The sequence below is a fragment of the Mycobacterium sp. NGS19 genome (genome assembly GCF_059813155.1).
Genome location: NZ_JCALEB010000002.1, coordinates 709163 through 726425 on the forward strand (window position 1 = coordinate 709163; position 17263 = coordinate 726425).

A 17263-nucleotide genomic window follows, 5' to 3' on the forward strand; every position below is an offset into this window, starting at 1 on the left:
ATCAGCTGCACTGCGGCAGCGAGCGCAGCGCATCCGCCTCGAAATCCACGCGCTCACCGGAGTCGTCGAGCACCAGTTGCAGCTCGCCCGATTCGACGAACCGCCGACCGTCGTCGGCCGACAGCAGCCACTGCGCGCCGTCTCCGGGCCAACGGCCGCCGACCACGCGGATCTTGCCGTCGTCGTCCGCTTTGACGCAGCTGACCGGCAACTGGGGTGGCACCTGCCGGAAATACACCGCGAGCCGTTGCCGATTCAGGTTGGTGCCCACCGGGATTCCGATCACCGGAAGTTCGGTTCCGCTCGGCCGATCGCTGAGTGCCTTGCGTACCTCGCGTGAGCCCATCCCGGCCCCGAACCAGTTGAGCGTGAACACCGTGGAGAGGTAGTCGACGATCGCGAACGCCAGCAACCCACCCGCCCCGGCCGCACCCACCCCCGCAGCGCCGACGGCGGCCGTCACCGGCAGCGCCAGCAGCCCGACCACCGCGGCCACTCCCACCGCGGTCGCGGCGTGGCCCGCAGCGGTGAGGCTGAAGTTCGGCTGCACAACGGGTTTCGCAGTCTGGGTGGGTCGCACACCCACGGTGCGCGGTAGTTCGGCGATCCGGTCGTTGGCCCGCTTGACCTCCGCCTCGTACTCCTCTTCGCTCAATTCACCGGCGCTTCGGCGTTCGCCGGCCTGCTGCAGTGCGCGCTGCAATTCCTCCATCGTCTCGCCGGTGAAGGTTCTGGTCTCGTTGCCCACCGCGTCACGGGGGATGTCGTCGAGCACCATGTCGTAGGTGATCGTGAACGCGGCGTCGAAGTCGTAGAACTTGCTGTGCGCGGTGACTTTTCCGTCGATCACCAAGCGCCCGTCCCCGGTGCGGGGCGTGATGTCGGCGTCCAGTGATTCGAGCACACGCTCGTCGCCGCCGATCATCACGGTCTTCGGGCCGTCGAGCAGACACGGCGCGTCGGGGTCGAAGTCGGACTCGTCGAGATTGAACGTCGACTTCACGGTGTCACGCACCTCACGCAGGATGCTCCACCCGGTGACGGCCAAAGCCGTGTGCTCGCCAGGGTTTTCGGCGAGTACCGACGCGGGCAGCTCTTCGCCGGCTGGCAGTTCGCGCAGCGTCTTCAGTTGCACGACGATCGATTCGTGCGGGCGGCCGCCGACCTCGTAGCGTTGCACCACCGCGTCGAGCTCCTTGACGGTGCTGTCGTCGTCCGCGGCCGGGTCGACGTCCATGGTGGTGGGCAGCACGCCCACGATGCCGTCCTCGCCGAGTGCTGCCACCTCGGGGCCGACCGCCTCGGCGATCTGTGCGGCAATGAAGTCCAGCACCGCGGTGCGGGCGTCGTCGTCGGAGATCGCCGGGTGGCGCAGCTTCTGCAGATTCACCAGCAGCTCACCGGCGACGCAGTGGGTGATCCAGTACGCCTCGGCGTCGTCGAGGTCCCAGGTGACGCGCGGGTCCTTCCCACTGAACATGGTGTCGCCGTTGGGTTTTCGCTCGACACCGGGGCCGTAGAGACGTGCGCCGTCGTCGGCTGCAGCCGCCACGAGAACCGGCGCATCCTGCGATTTGAAATTCAGCGCAATGGTCTGCTTGCCGGGCTCGGGCTCACGGCATTCCAGTTGTTCGTGAATGGTGAGCCGGCCCATCAGCGGGATCTCGTTGTACGGGATCTGCCGCGACTCCCCGGCGCGCGGACCGTCGGGCACTGTGACTGTGCGCGGCGGTAGCGGCACCAGCGGGATGCAGGTGACGGATTCGATCGCGAGCTTGGAGTCGAAGATCGCCAGGTCGATCGCAAAGTGCCGCAGCGGATCCCGTTCTTGGCCGTCGACGTGCTCTCGCCACAGCCGCCCGCGGGCGTCTTCGACGAACCACACCCGGTCCAGGGTGAGGTCGAGCGTGGCGGTCGCGGTGAAGCCGGGGCCGTTGGCCGGCTGTGAATACTTCTCGCCGCCGAAGAACTCGAGCGTGAGGTCCTGCACCCGCTGTCGATGGATCTCGACCATGGTGTCGGGGCGATCCATGGCTGAACAGTTAGCCAGCCTGGCCGCGGCTCAAACGTCAGCGGTGACGCATGACGATCCGGCCGCCCTGCTTCGGCGTGTACGCCACGCCGCGAGAGTGCACCTTCTCGCCGGGGTCGGTGGTCGAGTCGAGCTCGAAATGACGCAAGACCGTCCGCAGCACCACATCCATCTCGGTGTTCGCGAACGCCGCGCCCAGGCAGCGCCGTGTCCCTCCCCCGAACGGCACCCAGGCGAACGTGGGCGGCCGGTTGCCGACAAACCGGTACGGGTCGAACCGCTCCGGCTCGGGGAACGCGGTCTCGTGCAGCTGCGCGATGCTGACGACGATCGAGTAGCCCTGTGGGATGCGCCAGTCACCGAGCTCGAACACGGGCGCCGCGACGTGGCGGCCGGCGAAGTCGATGACGGTCCGCGCCCGCTGCACCTCGAGGATGGTCGCTTGACGCAACTCGTTGCCGTCGCCGTCGGCCTCCTCGGTGAGTGCGGCGACGATGTCGGGGTGTCGGCGCAGCCGCTCGAACGCCCAGGCCAGCGTCGATGCCGTGGTCTCGTGGCCCGCGGCGACCAGCGTCAGCAGCTCGTCGGAGATGTCCCGGTGCGACATCGGCGAGCCGTCGTCGTAGCGGCTGCGCAGCATCAGCGCGAGGATGTCCGTGCGCTCGTCGAAGTACGGGTCGGCTTCGGCCTTCGCGATCAGGGTCTCGACGATCGTGTCGAACCGCTGGTGCGACGCCGCCAGCCGGCCCCACGGGCTGAACCGGCCGTACGTCCGTGACGGCTGGGGCAGTGTAGCCAGCCGCGAGCCGAGCTTCACCCAGCCGGGTATCAGCCGGCGCAGGTCCTCGAGCTCGGCGCCCTCCGCGCCGAACACCGCACGCAGGATCACATTCAGCGTGATCCGCATCATCGGCTCCAACGTCCGAAACTCCTGTCCCACAGGCCAATTCGTAGCCTCGCGGAGAGTCTCTTCTTCGATGATCCGTTCGTAGTTCTTGATGCTCTTGCCGTGAAACGGCGGGTGCAGCAGCTTGCGACGGTTGCGGTGCTCGGTGCGGTCGAGCGCGAAAATCGAGCCCGGCCCCAGTACTCGGCTGAGGTTGGGCTTGATGTTGAGCAGGTCGTCGGTGCTGGCCATGAACACCTGCTTGACCAATGCCGGCTCGGCGACCACGACGGTGTGGCCGAACACCGGAATGTTGAGCGTGAACACGTTGCCGTAGCGGCGGGCGGCTTGCCGAATGGTCCAGCGACGGGACACCACGAAACCCATGCCCTGAACCGGCCTGGGCAGCGGCACTTGCGGCGGGAGTTTGGCAGGGGGCGGCGCGCTGCCGCTTTCGACGAGGTTCAGGGCCGCTTCGCTCATCGCTCACTCCCAACCGCAGTCGTGGTACCACGCAGTACCACAGTGTCGTGTTGTACGGTACCGGTTAGTACCGTGCCGATCAAGACTCGACCGTGGACAGGAGGCGCGATGACGGTGGCCGACATCGCCGTCACGGCTTCCGAGCAAGACCTCGAGCACCCGTTTCGACGCCGACTGCTCGACGGTCTGGCCGAGTCGATCGCCGAGCGGGGGTACCGCGACACCACGATCGCCGACATCGTCCGGCACGCCCGCACCTCGAAGCGCACCTTCTACCAAGAGTTCGACGGCAAGGAACAGTGTTTCGTCGAGTTGCTGCGCACGGCGATCGAGGACATGGTCGTCCAGATCAAGGCGGCCGTCGACCCAGAAGCCAACTGGCAGAAGCAGATTCACCAGGCCATCGACGCCTACGTCGGCGTCATCGAGTCACGTCCGGCCGTCGCGCTGAGCTGGATCCGTGAGCTGCCTGCGCTGGGCGCCGCAGTGCGGTCGGTGCAGCGGCACAACATCGAGGTGCTGACGCAGATGCTGGCCGAGGTGACCAGCAATCCCGGGTTCCGGCGCGCAGGCCTGCGGCCGGCGTCCCCGCAGATGTCGGTGATTCTTCTCGGCGGCCTCCGTGAGTTGACCGCGTTGACAGTCGAGGACCGCAAGGATGTCCGCGCGATCGTCGACACCGCCGTGGCTGCCTCGATCGCTCTGGTGTCGGCCGAAGCTCAGGCGTCCTGACGCGCGTCGCGTCGGTACCGGCTGACGAATCTGCGTCCGTTCACCAGGAATTCGAGATTTTCGGCCACATCCCGCAGCGGCTGAGGGCTGCGCAGCGACCGGCACAGGATCACCGCGCCCTCGATCGCGGCAAGCATGGTGGTGGCCAGCGTCGCCGCGTCGTCGTCGGGAAAGCCGTCGGCCACGAACGAGCGGGTGAGCGCATCGCGCCACTGTCCGAATATGCGTGCCGCATCGGCGGCCAGCGGCGGATCCTCGTCGGTGCTGCTGATCGCCGCGGCGGCCACGGGACAGCCGGCCATGAAGTCGCTTTCACGCAGCACGGCTTCCCACATCTCGACGAATTCGTGGACCAGAGCCATCGGGCCTCTGGCGGCCGCCTCGCCGATCGCGGTCGTCATCGATTCGCCGGCGAACTGCAGCGCTTCGGCCAGCAACTGATGCCGGCCGCCCGGAAAGTGGTGATACACCGAGCCACGTGGCGCACCGCTGCGGGCAAGCACCTCGTCGATGGTGACGCCGGCCGCGCCGCGTTCCCGCAGCACTTCGGCGGCGCTGGTGAGCATCCGGCGCTTGGTGGCGCCTCGCTTAGCGCGTTGCCGCAGCATGTCCATGCTCGACGGCGCGCGTCACGCCGCGGAGTCGGCCGCCTGCACGGGACGGCCGGACCCGCGGACTTCTTTGCGGCGCCACGTCCGGCAGCTGTGGTACCAGGACTTCTTCCCGCCGTCGTCGTGTGCCGAACGCGTGAAGTGCAGTCCGGCGATGTTCAGCTCAATGGTCGTCATGGCGGTTTACCTTTCGCGGAGCGGTTGCATCTCCGCAGCCCCGACTATGCCGCTAGCCATACTAACGGTCAAGAAGGCCGTGATCTGGCCGTTATCTTTGCGGGCACTTCCCTGCGCTGATTGCCAGAACTATGCGCCAAGTCATACTTTCTACGGGGTCATCACGACCTTGATCATGCCGTCCTGCTTCTTCTGGAACGTCTCGTAGGCCGCCGGCGCCTCGTCGAGGGACAACCGGTGGGTGGCGAAGGACTCGACGCCCAGCGGGTCGTCGGACGTCAGCAGCGGCATGATGTCGGGAACCCAGCGCTTGACGTTGGCTTGCCCCATACGCAGCTGCACCTGCTTGTCGAACAGCGTCATCATGTTGATCGGGTCGGCGGCGCCGCCGTAGACGCCGGACAACGAAATCGTGCCGCCGCGGCGCACCATGCCGATCGCGGCATTCAACGCGGCGAGCCGGTCGACGCCCGCGTTGCGCATCACCACGCGACCGACCGGCGACGGCAGGAAACCAGCCGCGGTCTGGGCGGCCTCGGCGATCGGCGAGCCGTGCGCCTCCATCCCGACAGCGTCGATCACCGAATCGGCGCCACGACCGTCGGTGGCGTCGACCACCACGGGTTCGGCGTCGTGCTCGTTGAGGTCGATCACCTCGGCGCCGAAGTCGCGGGCCCGGCTGAGCCGCTCCGGCACCAGGTCCACACCGATCACGCGGCAGTTGCCACGATGCAATGCGATCCGGCACGCCATCGACCCGATCGGTCCGAGCCCGAGTACCACCAGCGTGCCGCCGTCGGGAACGGCGGCGTATTCCACCGCCTGCCATGCCGTCGGCAACACATCCGACAAATAGACGTACCGTTCGTCGGGCCCGTCGTCGGGCACCTTGATGTGCGTGTACTGGGCCTGCGGCACGCGCAGGTACTCGGCTTGGCCGCCGGCGACTTCGCCGTAGAGCTTGGAGTAGCCGAACAGCGCGGCACCGGTGCCCTGGTCCCGGTTCTGCGTGGTTTCGCACTGGCTTTGCAGCCCGTGGTCGCACATGAAGCAGTGCCCGCAGGAGATGTTGAACGGGATCACCACACGATCGCCGACCTTGAGGTCGCCGACCTCACGACCGACGTCTTCGACTACGCCCATCGCCTCGTGGCCGAGGATGTCTCCCGGTGTCATGAATGCGCCGAGCACTTCGTACAGGTGCAGGTCCGAGCCACAGAGGTTGGTCTTCGTCACCCGGATGATGGCGTCGGTGGGTTCCTTGATCAACGGGTCGGGCACGTTCTCGACCGACACCTTGCGCTTGCCCTGCCACGTCACTGCTCGCATCAGACCTCCCGGAGTTGCTTGGACAGCCATGCCCGTTCGCGGTGGTGTCAAACATTCAGTGCGCCAAGGCGACAAGTGTCGACGCGCAGGTAAGCGGGTATAGGTTGCGCCAACACTCGACGGCGGAGGTGACACGTGAGCGTGACTTCGAAGGTGGCGTACAAGGCCCTGTCGATTGCGGCGAGCGTCGCCGGCGGGCTTCTGGCGGGCGCCGTGTTCAACCAGATCTGGAAACGCGTCGGCGAGTCCGAGGAGACACCGGACCCGAAGGACCTCGGGCAGTCGTCGCGTGAGGTGCTGACGGCCGCCGCGCTGCAGGGTCTGGTATTCGGCGTCGTGCGGGCTGTCGTGGATCGGGCGGCGGCGCGCGGCTACCAGGCCGTCACCCATGAGAACCCCGTCTAGCGAACCGGCCGCAATGTCACCCGACCCGGAAGATCCGCGCAAGCCCGATTCGCCGACGGACCTCACCAAGCCCTCGCTGATCTATTCGGTGCGCATGGCGGTGCGCGAGTTCTCCCGCGACCAGTGCCTGGACCTGGCGGCGGCGTTGACGTACTACGCGGTGCTGTCCCTGTTCCCGGCACTGGTCGTGATGGTGTCGCTGCTCGGCGTGTTCGGCCAGGGCAAGCGCACCGTCGACACCGTGCTACAGGTGGTGGCCGACGTGGCGCCGGCGTCGGCGGTCGACACCCTTCGCGGTCCGGTTCAGCAGTTGGTCGACACGCCGTCGGCCGGTTTCGCGTTGGTTGTCGGTCTGCTGGGTGCGCTGTGGTCGGCGTCGGGATACGTCGGCGCGTTCAGCCGCGCGATGAACCGGATCTACGAGATCGAAGAGGGCCGACCCATCTGGAAGCTGCGCCCGCTGCAGTTGGCGTTGACGTTGGCGGGGCTGGTGCTGGCGGCGGCCGTCGCGTTCATGTTGACGGTGAGCGGGCCGCTGGCGTCGGCGATCGGGGATGCGATCGGCCTGGGTGATGTGGCGATGGGCGTCTGGCGGATCGGGCGGTGGCCGCTGATCTTGGTGTGCGTCGTGGTCGCGGTCGCGGTGCTCTATTACGCCACTCCGAATGTGCGGCAGCCGAAGTTCCGCTGGATCAGCGTCGGCGCGATGGTCGCGATCGTGGTGTGGGTGGTCGCGTCGATCGGGTTCGGCGTGTACGTCGCCAACTTCGCCAGTTACAACAAGACCTACGGCGCGCTAGGCGGGGTGATCGTCTTTTTGCTGTGGCTGTGGATCACCAATGTGGCCTTGCTGTTCGGCGCAGAGGTGGATTCGGAACTCGAGCGTGGCCGCGAACTGCAGGCCGGGCTGCCGGCTGAGGAGGAGCTGCAGTTGCCACCGCGCGACACGCGGCTTCTCGAGAAGAATCAGGCCAAGCAGGACAAGGACATCGAGCGTGGCACCGCGTTGCGGCAGTCCCGCGGGAAAGAGCAGTGATGGCCGCTAACCCGGTGCAGGGAGCGGTCGGCCGGGCCACCGACAACGACGCATTCCAGCTCGCGGCTCGCGCCGGGTTCGTGATCAGCGGCATCCTTCATCTTCTGGTCGGCTACATCGTCGCGCACATCGCGCTCGGGTCGGCCGGAACCGCCGACCAGTCCGGCGCACTGGCCGCGCTGGCAGCCGGACCCGGCGGAGCCGCGTTGCTGTGGGCAACTGCCGCCGGCTTGGCCGCGTTGGGCCTGTGGCGACTGGCCGAGACCGTCGTCGGCCAGCACCCCAGCGAGCGCAAGGTGGAGGAGCACGGCATCACGCAAGTGACCAACCGACTCAAGTCTTTTGGCATCGCCGTCGTCTACTTCGCGATTGCATTCTCGGCGGCCAAGTTCGCGACCGGCGGCAACGAGCCGAGCACGGCACGCAACGCCGGGCTGAGTGCGCGGCTCATGCAGCATGGGTGGGGAGAGTTCCTACTCGTGGTGATCGGGTTGGCGGTTGTGGCGGTCGGCGGCTATCACGTCCACAAGGGTGTGACGAAGCGTTTTCTGGACGACGTGACCGTTGCGGGTGGGCCGCTGCTCATACCGCTGGGCATTGCCGGTTACGTTGCCAAGGGACTGGTGCTGGCCGGTGCCGGCGTTCTGCTGATCGTCGCGACGATGACGTCCGACCCCGCCAAAGCCACAGGCATCGACGGTGCCGTGAAGCTCTTGGGTGCGGCACCGTTCGGCAAAGTGCTGCTGATTGCAGCGGCGCTCGGGTTCGCCGCGTTCGGGTTGTATAGCTTTGCCCACAGCCGGTACTGCCGGTTGTAAACGGATCGTCGACAGGAAGGTGCCCACGTGACCGAGGCTCCGAGGGAAGAACGCTCGTGGGAACAGTGGCCGGGCAAGGCCTATCCGCTGGGCGCCTCCTACGACGGGTCGGGCACCAACTTCGCGATCTTCAGCGAGGTGGCCGAGCGGGTGGAGTTGTGCCTGTTCGACGCCGACGGGACCGAGTCACGCGTGACGCTCAACGAGGTCGACGGATTCGTGTGGCACGGTTTTCTGCCGCAGGTCGAGCCGGGCCAGTGCTACGGGTACCGGGTGTACGGGCCGTACGATCCCGCCGCCGGACATCGGTGCAATCCGAACAAGCTGCTGCTGGACCCGTATGCCAAGGCCATCGACGGCAACTTCGAATGGAACCAAGCGCTTTTCAGCTACAACTTCGGCGACCCCGACAGCCGCAACGACGAGGACTCGGCACCGCACATGCCGAAATCGGTGGTCATCAACCCCTACTTCGACTGGGGTGTCGACCGCCCGCCCGGCCACGAGTACGCGAACACGGTGATCTACGAGGCCCACGTCAAGGGCATGACTCAGCTGCACCCAGACATCCCCGATCGCATCCGCGGCACCTACTCAGGGATCGCGCATCCGGCGATCATCGAGCATCTGCAGAAGCTGGGCGTCACCGCGATCGAGCTGATGCCGGTGCACCACTTCGCAAACGACTCGCATCTCGTCGAGAAGGGCCTGTCAAACTACTGGGGCTACAACACAATTGGGTTCTTTGCGCCCGATTTCAAATATGGCTCCAGCACCACCCCGGGCGGGCAGGTGCAGGAGTTCAAGACCATGGTGCGCACCCTGCACGAGGCGGACATCGAGGTGATCCTCGATGTCGTCTACAACCACACCGCCGAGGGGAACCATCTAGGCCCGACGCTGTCGATGCGCGGGATCGACAATGCCGCCTACTACCGCCTCGTCGACAACGACAAGCGCTACTACATGGACTACACCGGCACCGGCAACAGCCTCAACGTCGGGCATCCGCACACGCTGCAGCTGATCATGGATTCGCTTCGGTACTGGGTGACGGAGATGCACGTCGACGGATTCCGGTTCGACCTGGCGTCGACGCTGGCCCGGGAGTTCTACGACGTCGACCGGCTGGCCGCGTTTTTCGAACTGGTGCAACAGGATCCCATCGTCAGCCAGGTGAAGCTGATCGCCGAACCGTGGGATGTCGGCCCGGGCGGATATCAGGTGGGCAACTTCCCGCCGCAGTGGACGGAATGGAACGGCAAGTTCCGCGACACCGTGCGCGACTACTGGCGCGGAGAGCCGGCGACGCTCGACGAGTTCGCGTCGCGGCTGACCGGGTCGGCGGATCTGTACGAGCACACCGGACGGCGGCCCGTGGCGTCGATCAACTTCGTCACTTGCCACGACGGTTTTACGCTGCGAGACCTGGTGTCCTACAACGAGAAACACAACGAGGCCAACGGTGAGGACAACCGCGACGGCGAAAGCCACAACCGGTCGTGGAACTGCGGCGTCGAGGGACCCACGGACGACCCGGCGGTCAACGAGCTGCGGGCGCGTCAGCAGCGCAACTTCTTGGCAACCCTGTTGCTTTCGCAAGGCGTGCCGATGATCAGCCACGGTGACGAGTTGGGCCGCAGTCAGCAGGGCAACAACAACGGCTACTGCCAGGACAACGAGATCACCTGGGTCCATTGGGACGAGGCCGACACCGCGTTGACGGCGTTCACTCAAGAGGTGTCCGCGTTGCGTACCGAGCACCCAGTGTTCCGTCGTCGCCGATTCTTCACCGGCCGGCCGGTGCGCCGGCGCGGCGCCGAAGGCCTCCCCGACATCTCGTGGTTCCGGCCGGACGGGTCGGAGATGAGCGACGACGATTGGGAGGCCGGCTTCGGCCGGTCGATCGCCGTCTATCTGAACGGACTCGGGATTCCCGACCTCGACGCGCGCGGGCAGCGGGTGACCGACGACTCGTTCGTACTGTGCTTCAACGCTCACGACGAGGCGCTCGACTTCACACTGCCGCCGGCCGAATTCGGGTCGGCGTGGTTGCCGGTGGTCAACACGGCTGTCATCGCACCGACGGACGGGCCGGAGCCCAAGCCGATCGCGGCCGCCGGGATGCTGAAGGTCGAGTCACGCGCGATGGTGGTGCTCAAGAACGTATCGGAGTGAGCCCTTGGTGCCCTAGGCTTTGTCGAGGGTTGACTCCAGGCGGAGGTGATCGATCGTGGTTCGTGCACTAGGCATTCTGACCACCGCGGGTGCGGCCGCGCTGGCCGTCGCGGTGTCGACCGCCGCACCTGCGGCCGCCGGCGAGAACGAGTACCTGCATCTGCTGGCGCCGAAGTATCCGTTCCTCAGTAACCAGCAATTGCTCGACGAAGGCCACCGAGTGTGCCGCGCCATCGACAGCGGCATGATCTCCCCCGATGCCGCCAAAATGGTGCAAGACGATCTCAAGGCGTCGCTGGCTGTAGCGGTGGACATCGTCAGCACTGCCGCTGTCACGCTCGGCTGCTGATCTCGAATATCACTGGGAGGCAGCGGCTTTGACGGCCTCAGAACGGGGCCGGGTCGTCGTCGTCGGTCATACTCCTGCGCTCGATGTCCCATATATCGGCCCGCTCTTGCGGCGGTGGCGGCGGTTTGGCTCGAGCGGCGCTCGGTTGGCGTCGATACTCCGCTAGAGCGGCCGCGTTGAGCCTGCGCTCCTGCGCGATGTGGTGGGCGCGGTCAGCCGCACGGCTGCGGCGTCGCCGCGGCATCATCAGCCCGCGACTGGCAACCGGGTCTGCCGACACCGGTCGTTTGGGAAGTGCGGCGGTCGCGGTGTTCCAGGCGGGGAAGAAGATTCGGCTGCACGGCAGTGTCTTGTAGGTTCTGCCGCTGGGCGCCGTCCAGATCACGGTGCCGTCGGGTAATTGCTCGTCGACCCACCCGCCGATGCCTGTCCAGAAAGTCTTGAGCAAGTGGTGTTTTCGGCAAAGTGACTTGAGGTTGGACGGGTGGGTCGGGCCGATCGGCCACGGAATCGTATGGTCGACATCGCACAATTCCGCGGGGTGCTCGCATCCGGGGAAACGGCATGTGAGATCTCTACAGCGCACGAATTCGGCCATCTTGGCTGACGGGACATAGCCCGGTTCGGGCATGGCGCCGGGCGTGTAGACCTGCTTGACGGTGGCGCCTCGGCGGATCAGCTCGGCCAACAGCGGGCTCGGCACGATGCCCCGGCGGCCCAACAGGCCCACTGCCGGTGCGTGCTCCTGTGGCGGCGGCGGTTCCAACTCGCCGGCGGCGGGTTCTTCCCCGGACATCCGCGAATCGGGCTGGGCGCCAAGAGCGGAGGCGTCGGTGACCACGTGGATCACGACGTTGGCCGCTCTCGCGTCGGCACCGCCAGCCGAGCAGTCCGGGTTGTTGCAACCACACGCCAACCGGTCGGCCCCTGCCGCTAGCGCCCCGAGCGCGTCGGCACGGCGCTGTGCGATGGTACGCGGGTCATCGTCGCAGACTCCGTGGGCCATCGTCATGAGCCGGCGGTCCAACACCGCGGCGTCACTGGCATAGAGCCGACCCCACACCGCGGTGGTATCGCGCGCGTCGTCTTTTTTGCCCACGTGCAAATCGCGGCTGCGCGCACGCTGACGCACCTGTCGGCGTGCATCGGGATCACGGCGATCAATCCACACGTCGATCGCCTGAGCCAATTTGTAATCCGACAACTCGCCGAAGCTGCCGGCGCGCTCTGCCAGCGCTGAATCGATGTACTCCAGCACGGCCGCGTTCTCGACGAGATGCGTGTGCCAGGCAATCGCCGAAATCACCCGGTAGCTGACCTTCCCTTTCAAGAAGAGCGCAGCCACCTTGGGCACGCGGTCACGCAATGTCAAGCTCAACGACATCTGGCTCGACGCCTTTTTCGGACTGGTGCCCAACGCGGCAGCTACTTCGCCAGCGACGCTGTCCCAACCATCGCAGGCCCAGTGCGCGCGATCGCCTTCCTTGTCGCAGCGCCGTCCGGTGAGTTCGGCAATTGCGGCCAACCGGCGCGCACAGGCCGCCGCCTCGACGCGGTTCCATTGCTCGATGGCCGCGACCACGGTCTCGTCGTCGGCTGCGCGCAACGCCTCGGGTTCGGGCGGGAGGTCATCGAACATGTGTTCGAGTATAGCTGGATCCACTGACCGACCGATCACTTCGTCGCGAGCCTGTGGATGAACCGAATCAGTTGCTCGGGTGCCGGAATGGGCAGCCTAGTATTGCGCCGACGACGTAAAGCAGTGCGGTACCGAGCGAGGCGAACTTGACCAGTGCCGCGCGGCGCGCCCGACGCGTATTGACCGCAATCGCCTCACGATCCAGAACCTTCAGCAACGACACTCCCTCCAACGCATCGGCCAAGACAGCAGGTACCACCACCGCGACCACAATCGGCGGATGCTGGATCCGGCGGCGCGCCCGGTCCACCAGCAGCGCGGTCAGGAATCCATGCGTTCGGCTCGCGGTGCGGTCCCGGCCAGTTCGAACGGAATGATCCCTGGGCCGCCAGTGGGTCGCAGCCGTCGCTCGATCATGAGCATGACTGCGGTATGACCCACGAAAGCTACTGTCGCCGAGGCTAATTCGCGTGTCTGAGTGGACTGCACGAGAAACCCCTTCAACCAAGCGTTTTATCACTACCAATCCTTCGTTGACCAGTCGGCCGAAGCAACAGCGAAGATGGACTGGAACGCAGGATGACATGCAGAACGGAGTCGGACTTTCATGAGCAACGGGCGCCCCAACGTACTCATCATCGGCGGAGGGTTCGGCGGTCTGTTCTGCGCCCGCCGACTCGGACGCGTCGATGTAGACGTCACACTTCTCGACCGCACCGCCTGCCACGTCTTTCAGCCGCTGCTGTACCAATGTGCAACAGGAACGCTGAGCATCGGCCAAATCAGCCGGTCGCTCCGCGAAGAACTGGCCCGCCACCGCAACGTCACGACGCTGCTCGGCGAAGCCATCAGACTCGATGCTGATGCACGCCGAGTCACCGCCCGTCGTCCCGATGAATCGACTTTCGACCTCGAGTACGACTACTTGGTGATCGCGGCCGGCATGCGCCAGTCCTATTTCGGCAACGAAGAGTTCGCCGCATGGGCACCCGGAATGAAGACGCTTGACGACGCATTGAGCATTCGCCGTCGAGTGTTCGCAGCGTTCGAGATCGCCGAGAGCCTGCCGCCTGGTCCACAGCGAGACCAATGGCTTACGTTCGCCGTCACCGGAGCAGGGCCTACGGGTGTCGAACTGGCCGGGCAGATCCGGGAATTGGCGACCCGTTCGCTAGCCAATGAATTCCACAGCATCAACCCGGAGGACGCGCGGGTGCTGTTGTTCGACGGCGGAGACCGGGTCCTCAAGAGCTTCGCACCGGCGCTCGGTGAGCGCGCGTCACGGACATTGGAGGCATTGGGCGTCGAACTGCACCTCGGCGTGCACGTGACCGACGTCCGACGCGACGGGGTGACCGTGAGCCGGAAAGATGGTGGCCTGCAACAGAATTACGCCACCCGCACGGTGCTGTGGACGGCCGGCGTGGAGGCCGTCCCCTTTGCGCGGCACGCAGCGGAGGTGTTGGGCGCCAAGACCGACCGATCCGGGCGCATCTCGGTGAACTCGGACCTGTCCGTGCCCGGACATCCCCAGGTTTTCGTCGTCGGTGACCTGGCCGGGCGTGACGGCCTGCCCGGCGTGGCGGAGAACGCCATGCAGGGCGGATGGCACGTGGCCGCCTGCATCCGGCGCGAACTCGGCAGAGGCGGACGCAAGGATTACCGCTACCGCGACCTCGGATCAGCGGCGTACATCAGCCGTGGCCATGCGCTTCTGCAGGCGGGACCCCTCAAGATCACGGGCGTCCTCGGTTGGCTGGCCTGGGGTTTCATCCACATCGCATTCCTCACCGGGGTACGCAACCGCTTCAGCACCGTCGCGACGTGGATGGCGAGCATTGCGCGGGCCAACCGCAGCGACCGGACATTCATCCTCGGCGGTTCGGGCCACCCCGAGGAGCCATACACATGGGAATCACCGGTACATCAGGGACACCACAGTCTTGACGCGAAGCCGAAGCAGCATTAAGCCGACCACATGGCGGTAAAAATCACCGATCTCCTCGGCTCCCGACTCGACACTCTGCGCTACCAACCCACCGCGAAACGGCTACGCGCCGCGGTGAACCACCACGTCGTCGTCGACACCTGCGACGGTCTGCTGGTCTGGGAGCCCCGGCGCGTCGTTCCCACGTATGCTGTTCCGCTGCAAGCGGTCTCAGCGCAGCTACAGCCGACCACGAACCGGCCGGGGTCCGTCGATGCGCCCATCCTGGACCCCAGCAATCCTTTCGCCCACCACAGCAGCCCCGGCCAGTCCTACGATGTCGCGGTCGCCGGTATCACGCTGCCGTCAGCCGCTTTTCGTCCGACCGACCCAGACCTAGCACGTCATGTCATGCTGGATTTCGCCGCGTTCGACTGGCGTGAAGAGGACGAGCCGATCGTCGCTCATCCACACGATCCGTTTCACCGGATCGACATTCTGCGCAGCAGCCGCCATGTCCGCATCGAGCTCGGCGGGCAGGTTCTCGCGGAGTCGACGAAGCCCGTGCTGTTGTTCGAAACGCTTCTGCGCGTGCGGTACTACCTTCCTCCCGACGACGTCGCCGTGCGCCTAGAACCCAGCGACACTGTCACCTACTGTGCGTACAAGGGCCGCGCGTCGTACTTCTCGTTGCCCGGCGGACCGCGCGACATCGCCTGGACCTACCGCAGCCCGCTACGAGAAGCCGCCCCTATCGAAGGCCTCGTCTGCTTCTTCGACGAGCAACTCGACGTCACGGTCGACGGCGCTACCGTGGGGTCATGAAGGCGCTGATCATCACCGATGTCCAGAACGATTTCTGTGAAGGCGGCACCCTCGAAGTCACCGGCGGCAGCCGCGTCGCGCGGGCAATCAACCACCACCTTGCAACCACCCACTACGACCATGTGGTGGCCACCAAGGACTTTCACGTCGACCCGGGCAGCCACTTCTCCGAGAACCCGGACTATCTGCACTCGTGGCCGCGGCACTGCGTCGCCGGCACGCCCGGTGCTGAGTTTCACCCCGACCTATCCACCGAGCCGATCGAGGCGGTGTTCATCAAGGGCCGGTACTCAGCGGCGTACAGCGGCTTCGAAGGCACTGACGAGAACGGCACACTTCTCGCCGACTGGCTCAAGCAGCGGGGCGTCGACGAGGTCGTGGTGGTCGGCATCGCGACCGACTACTGCGTCCATGCGACCGCCCGCGACGCTGTCCGCCACGGGTTCAGGACGACGGTGCTGAGCGACCTGACGGCAGGCGTCGCGCCGGATACGTCGCACACCGCGCTCGACGATCTCCGCTCACGCGGCGTCGCAGTCGCCTGATTCAGTCGGCGACGGGGAAGAAAGAGTCGCCGTCTTCCGGCGTGCCGTCCACCTGGCCGCGCGTGACGCGGGAATCCTCGACGATCACCCCGTCCACCACGTCAGCTTCCTTCAGTCCGAACTCCGGCGAAGAAACGCCGTCCTCCAAGGTGTCCGGGTCGGGCGCGGGGCCGTCGGCGGCGGGCTCGGGCTCTTCGGCGGCCAGCCGCTCGTCGAGCGAATCGTCGTCACGCGGCTCGATCCAGGTGTCAGGCGGCTCCACCACCTCGTCACCGTCGTCGTTGCGTACGTCGTCGGAGTCCAGCGACTCCGCGGGGCTCAGGGTGTCGCCCGGCCCACCTGCGTCGGGATCATCAGCCCTGTCTGTTGGCATAGCGCTCGATTATCCGCCGCCTCCGTCCACTAAACACAGTCGCCGATCCAGCCTGACCACGGACGCCGACATCTGGGCCGCCCCAAGACGTCGACACCGACACGAGGACTTTCATAGCCGGGTCGCGTTCTTGCGCCGGAGCATTCTCTTGGAGATAGAGCGCGCATCGTGGCGCAGCGGTCGAAGACACCTCGGTCGTATAACGCGAAGAGGACTGAATACGACAGAGGCATGTCGACAGGCACCCTCGATAGCGCTGATCGGTATGAACTCAGATGGAAGCGCGGTTCTGAGCTCGGTGTTGACCCGTTGTTTCGCATCGGTCAACGGGATGTCCCGCGTCACCGTTTTGTCGTCGCTCGAACAGCCCGCAGCGAACAATAGTGCCGTTACCGTCAGCAGCTTGACCGGAAAAACGTTGGTACGAACGATCGCTATTCGCTATTCGCTATTCGCTATTGACAGCGGTGGCCTTCGACTCAATGTTCATTCGGACCTACAAGTGTTATGACAAAGTTAATAACGCGGCTCCCGCTCGCGTCAGGGTTCAGTTCCCGGTAAACATTTCCGGTTGTCGCTCCGCCGGTTTTCCATTCTGTATTCCAGATGGTCCATTGCTCGACAGTGGCACATTGGCCAAACACACCTGATCGATACCACATGTCAAGGAAGGCACGAGGTGGTTCCGCCACCATGCTCTGTTCAGTTGGGGCGGGGCACATCCGGCCACGGGTCGGAGCAAAGTCGCGTCTCTTTGAGCGTGCATCTGGCGCAAATACGCATCCACGTCTTGCTTCGGGGCTTCGAAGGCGGCTCCTATGCTCCGCTCTGAGCCGAGGTTTGGATGTGCCTCGAACGCCTGAATGGGGACGAACGAGTCTGGCAGTGGCACCGACTTGGCGGCGGCGTCAATCTTCT

General features: G+C 65.7%; 17 protein-coding genes. 9 read left to right on the forward strand and 8 right to left on the reverse strand.

Going from position 1 to position 17263, the window contains the following annotated elements:
• Position 1 precedes the first annotated feature (1 nt).
• Positions 2–2032, reverse strand: a complete 2031-nt coding sequence (locus AC5Y4N_RS08800; RefSeq protein WP_499904704.1) for a hypothetical protein — start codon at positions 2030–2032, stop codon at positions 2–4.
• Positions 2033–2069: 37 nt separating this feature from the next.
• Positions 2070–3401: a cytochrome P450 gene (locus AC5Y4N_RS08805; protein ID WP_499904701.1), complete on the reverse strand. Its 1332-nt coding sequence runs from the start codon at positions 3399–3401 to the stop codon at positions 2070–2072.
• Positions 3402–3524: 123 nt separating this feature from the next.
• Between AC5Y4N_RS08805 and AC5Y4N_RS08810 the strand changes: the two genes are divergently transcribed.
• Positions 3525–4133: a TetR/AcrR family transcriptional regulator gene (locus AC5Y4N_RS08810; RefSeq protein ID WP_499906264.1), complete on the forward strand. Its 609-nt coding sequence runs from the start codon at positions 3525–3527 to the stop codon at positions 4131–4133.
• Here the strand turns inward: AC5Y4N_RS08810 and AC5Y4N_RS08815 are convergent.
• The 3 genes from AC5Y4N_RS08815 to AC5Y4N_RS08825 all read right to left on the reverse strand — a co-directional run bounded on the left by AC5Y4N_RS08815 (position 4121) and on the right by AC5Y4N_RS08825 (position 6250).
• Positions 4121–4741 carry a TetR/AcrR family transcriptional regulator gene (locus AC5Y4N_RS08815; RefSeq protein ID WP_499904698.1) on the reverse strand — a complete coding sequence of 207 codons (621 nt, stop codon included), beginning with the start codon at positions 4739–4741 and terminating at the stop codon, positions 4121–4123. The two genes, AC5Y4N_RS08810 and AC5Y4N_RS08815, sit on opposite strands and share 13 nt — an antisense overlap.
• 21 nt (positions 4742–4762) lie before the next feature.
• The gene (locus AC5Y4N_RS08820; RefSeq protein ID WP_499904695.1) at positions 4763–4921 is read right to left on the reverse strand and encodes a hypothetical protein; all 159 of its coding nucleotides are present in this window, start codon (positions 4919–4921) and stop codon (positions 4763–4765) included.
• A gap of 150 nt (positions 4922–5071) precedes the next feature.
• Positions 5072–6250: a zinc-dependent alcohol dehydrogenase gene (locus AC5Y4N_RS08825; protein WP_499904692.1), complete on the reverse strand. Its 1179-nt coding sequence runs from the start codon at positions 6248–6250 to the stop codon at positions 5072–5074.
• A gap of 135 nt (positions 6251–6385) precedes the next feature.
• Here AC5Y4N_RS08825 and AC5Y4N_RS08830 point away from each other — a divergent pair, with 135 nt between their 5' ends.
• Genes AC5Y4N_RS08830 through AC5Y4N_RS08850 form a run of 5 tightly spaced genes read left to right on the forward strand, consistent with a single transcriptional unit; the run spans position 6386 to position 11036 of the window.
• Complete coding sequence (locus AC5Y4N_RS08830; RefSeq protein ID WP_499904690.1) at positions 6386–6655, forward strand: DUF4235 domain-containing protein; 270 nt, start codon at positions 6386–6388, stop codon at positions 6653–6655.
• Complete coding sequence (locus AC5Y4N_RS08835) at positions 6639–7691, forward strand: YihY/virulence factor BrkB family protein (protein ID WP_499904686.1); 1053 nt, start codon at positions 6639–6641, stop codon at positions 7689–7691. The genes AC5Y4N_RS08830 and AC5Y4N_RS08835 overlap by 17 nt, the downstream gene beginning before the upstream one ends.
• On the forward strand, positions 7691–8509 hold the full coding sequence (locus tag AC5Y4N_RS08840) for a DUF1206 domain-containing protein (protein WP_499904682.1): 819 nt from the start codon (positions 7691–7693) through the stop codon (positions 8507–8509). Before AC5Y4N_RS08835 ends, AC5Y4N_RS08840 begins: the two co-directional genes overlap by 1 nt.
• A gap of 27 nt (positions 8510–8536) precedes the next feature.
• Complete coding sequence (gene glgX, locus AC5Y4N_RS08845; RefSeq protein WP_499904679.1) at positions 8537–10687, forward strand: glycogen debranching protein GlgX; 2151 nt, start codon at positions 8537–8539, stop codon at positions 10685–10687.
• A gap of 55 nt (positions 10688–10742) precedes the next feature.
• Positions 10743–11036, forward strand: a complete 294-nt coding sequence (locus AC5Y4N_RS08850; RefSeq protein WP_499904676.1) for a DUF732 domain-containing protein — start codon at positions 10743–10745, stop codon at positions 11034–11036.
• 37 nt (positions 11037–11073) lie between these two features.
• Here the strand turns inward: AC5Y4N_RS08850 and AC5Y4N_RS08855 are convergent, their stop codons facing one another.
• Positions 11074–12675, reverse strand: coding sequence for an HNH endonuclease signature motif containing protein (locus AC5Y4N_RS08855; protein ID WP_499904672.1), 1602 nt, complete (start codon positions 12673–12675; stop codon positions 11074–11076).
• A 67-nt stretch (positions 12676–12742) separates the two neighbouring features.
• Positions 12743–12985 carry a hypothetical protein gene (locus tag AC5Y4N_RS08860; protein WP_499904669.1) on the reverse strand — a complete coding sequence of 81 codons (243 nt, stop codon included), beginning with the start codon at positions 12983–12985 and terminating at the stop codon, positions 12743–12745.
• Between the two features lie 297 nt (positions 12986–13282).
• Here AC5Y4N_RS08860 and AC5Y4N_RS08865 point away from each other — a divergent pair, with 297 nt between their 5' ends.
• The 3 genes from AC5Y4N_RS08865 to AC5Y4N_RS08875 are packed head-to-tail and all read left to right on the forward strand — an operon-like array spanning position 13283 to position 15972.
• A complete protein-coding gene (locus tag AC5Y4N_RS08865) occupies positions 13283–14644 on the forward strand; it encodes an NAD(P)/FAD-dependent oxidoreductase (RefSeq protein ID WP_499904666.1) in 1362 nt (453 codons plus the stop codon).
• A gap of 9 nt (positions 14645–14653) precedes the next feature.
• Entirely contained in the window at positions 14654–15427 is a 774-nt protein-coding gene (locus AC5Y4N_RS08870; protein ID WP_499904664.1) for a DUF427 domain-containing protein, read from the forward strand.
• A complete protein-coding gene (locus AC5Y4N_RS08875; RefSeq protein ID WP_499904662.1) occupies positions 15424–15972 on the forward strand; it encodes a nicotinamidase in 549 nt (182 codons plus the stop codon). Before AC5Y4N_RS08870 ends, AC5Y4N_RS08875 begins: the two co-directional genes overlap by 4 nt.
• 1 nt (position 15973) lies before the next feature.
• Here AC5Y4N_RS08875 and AC5Y4N_RS08880 read toward each other — a convergent pair whose 3' ends face one another.
• Positions 15974–16345, reverse strand: a complete 372-nt coding sequence (locus tag AC5Y4N_RS08880) for a hypothetical protein (protein WP_499904660.1) — start codon at positions 16343–16345, stop codon at positions 15974–15976.
• Positions 16346–17263 lie beyond the last annotated feature (918 nt).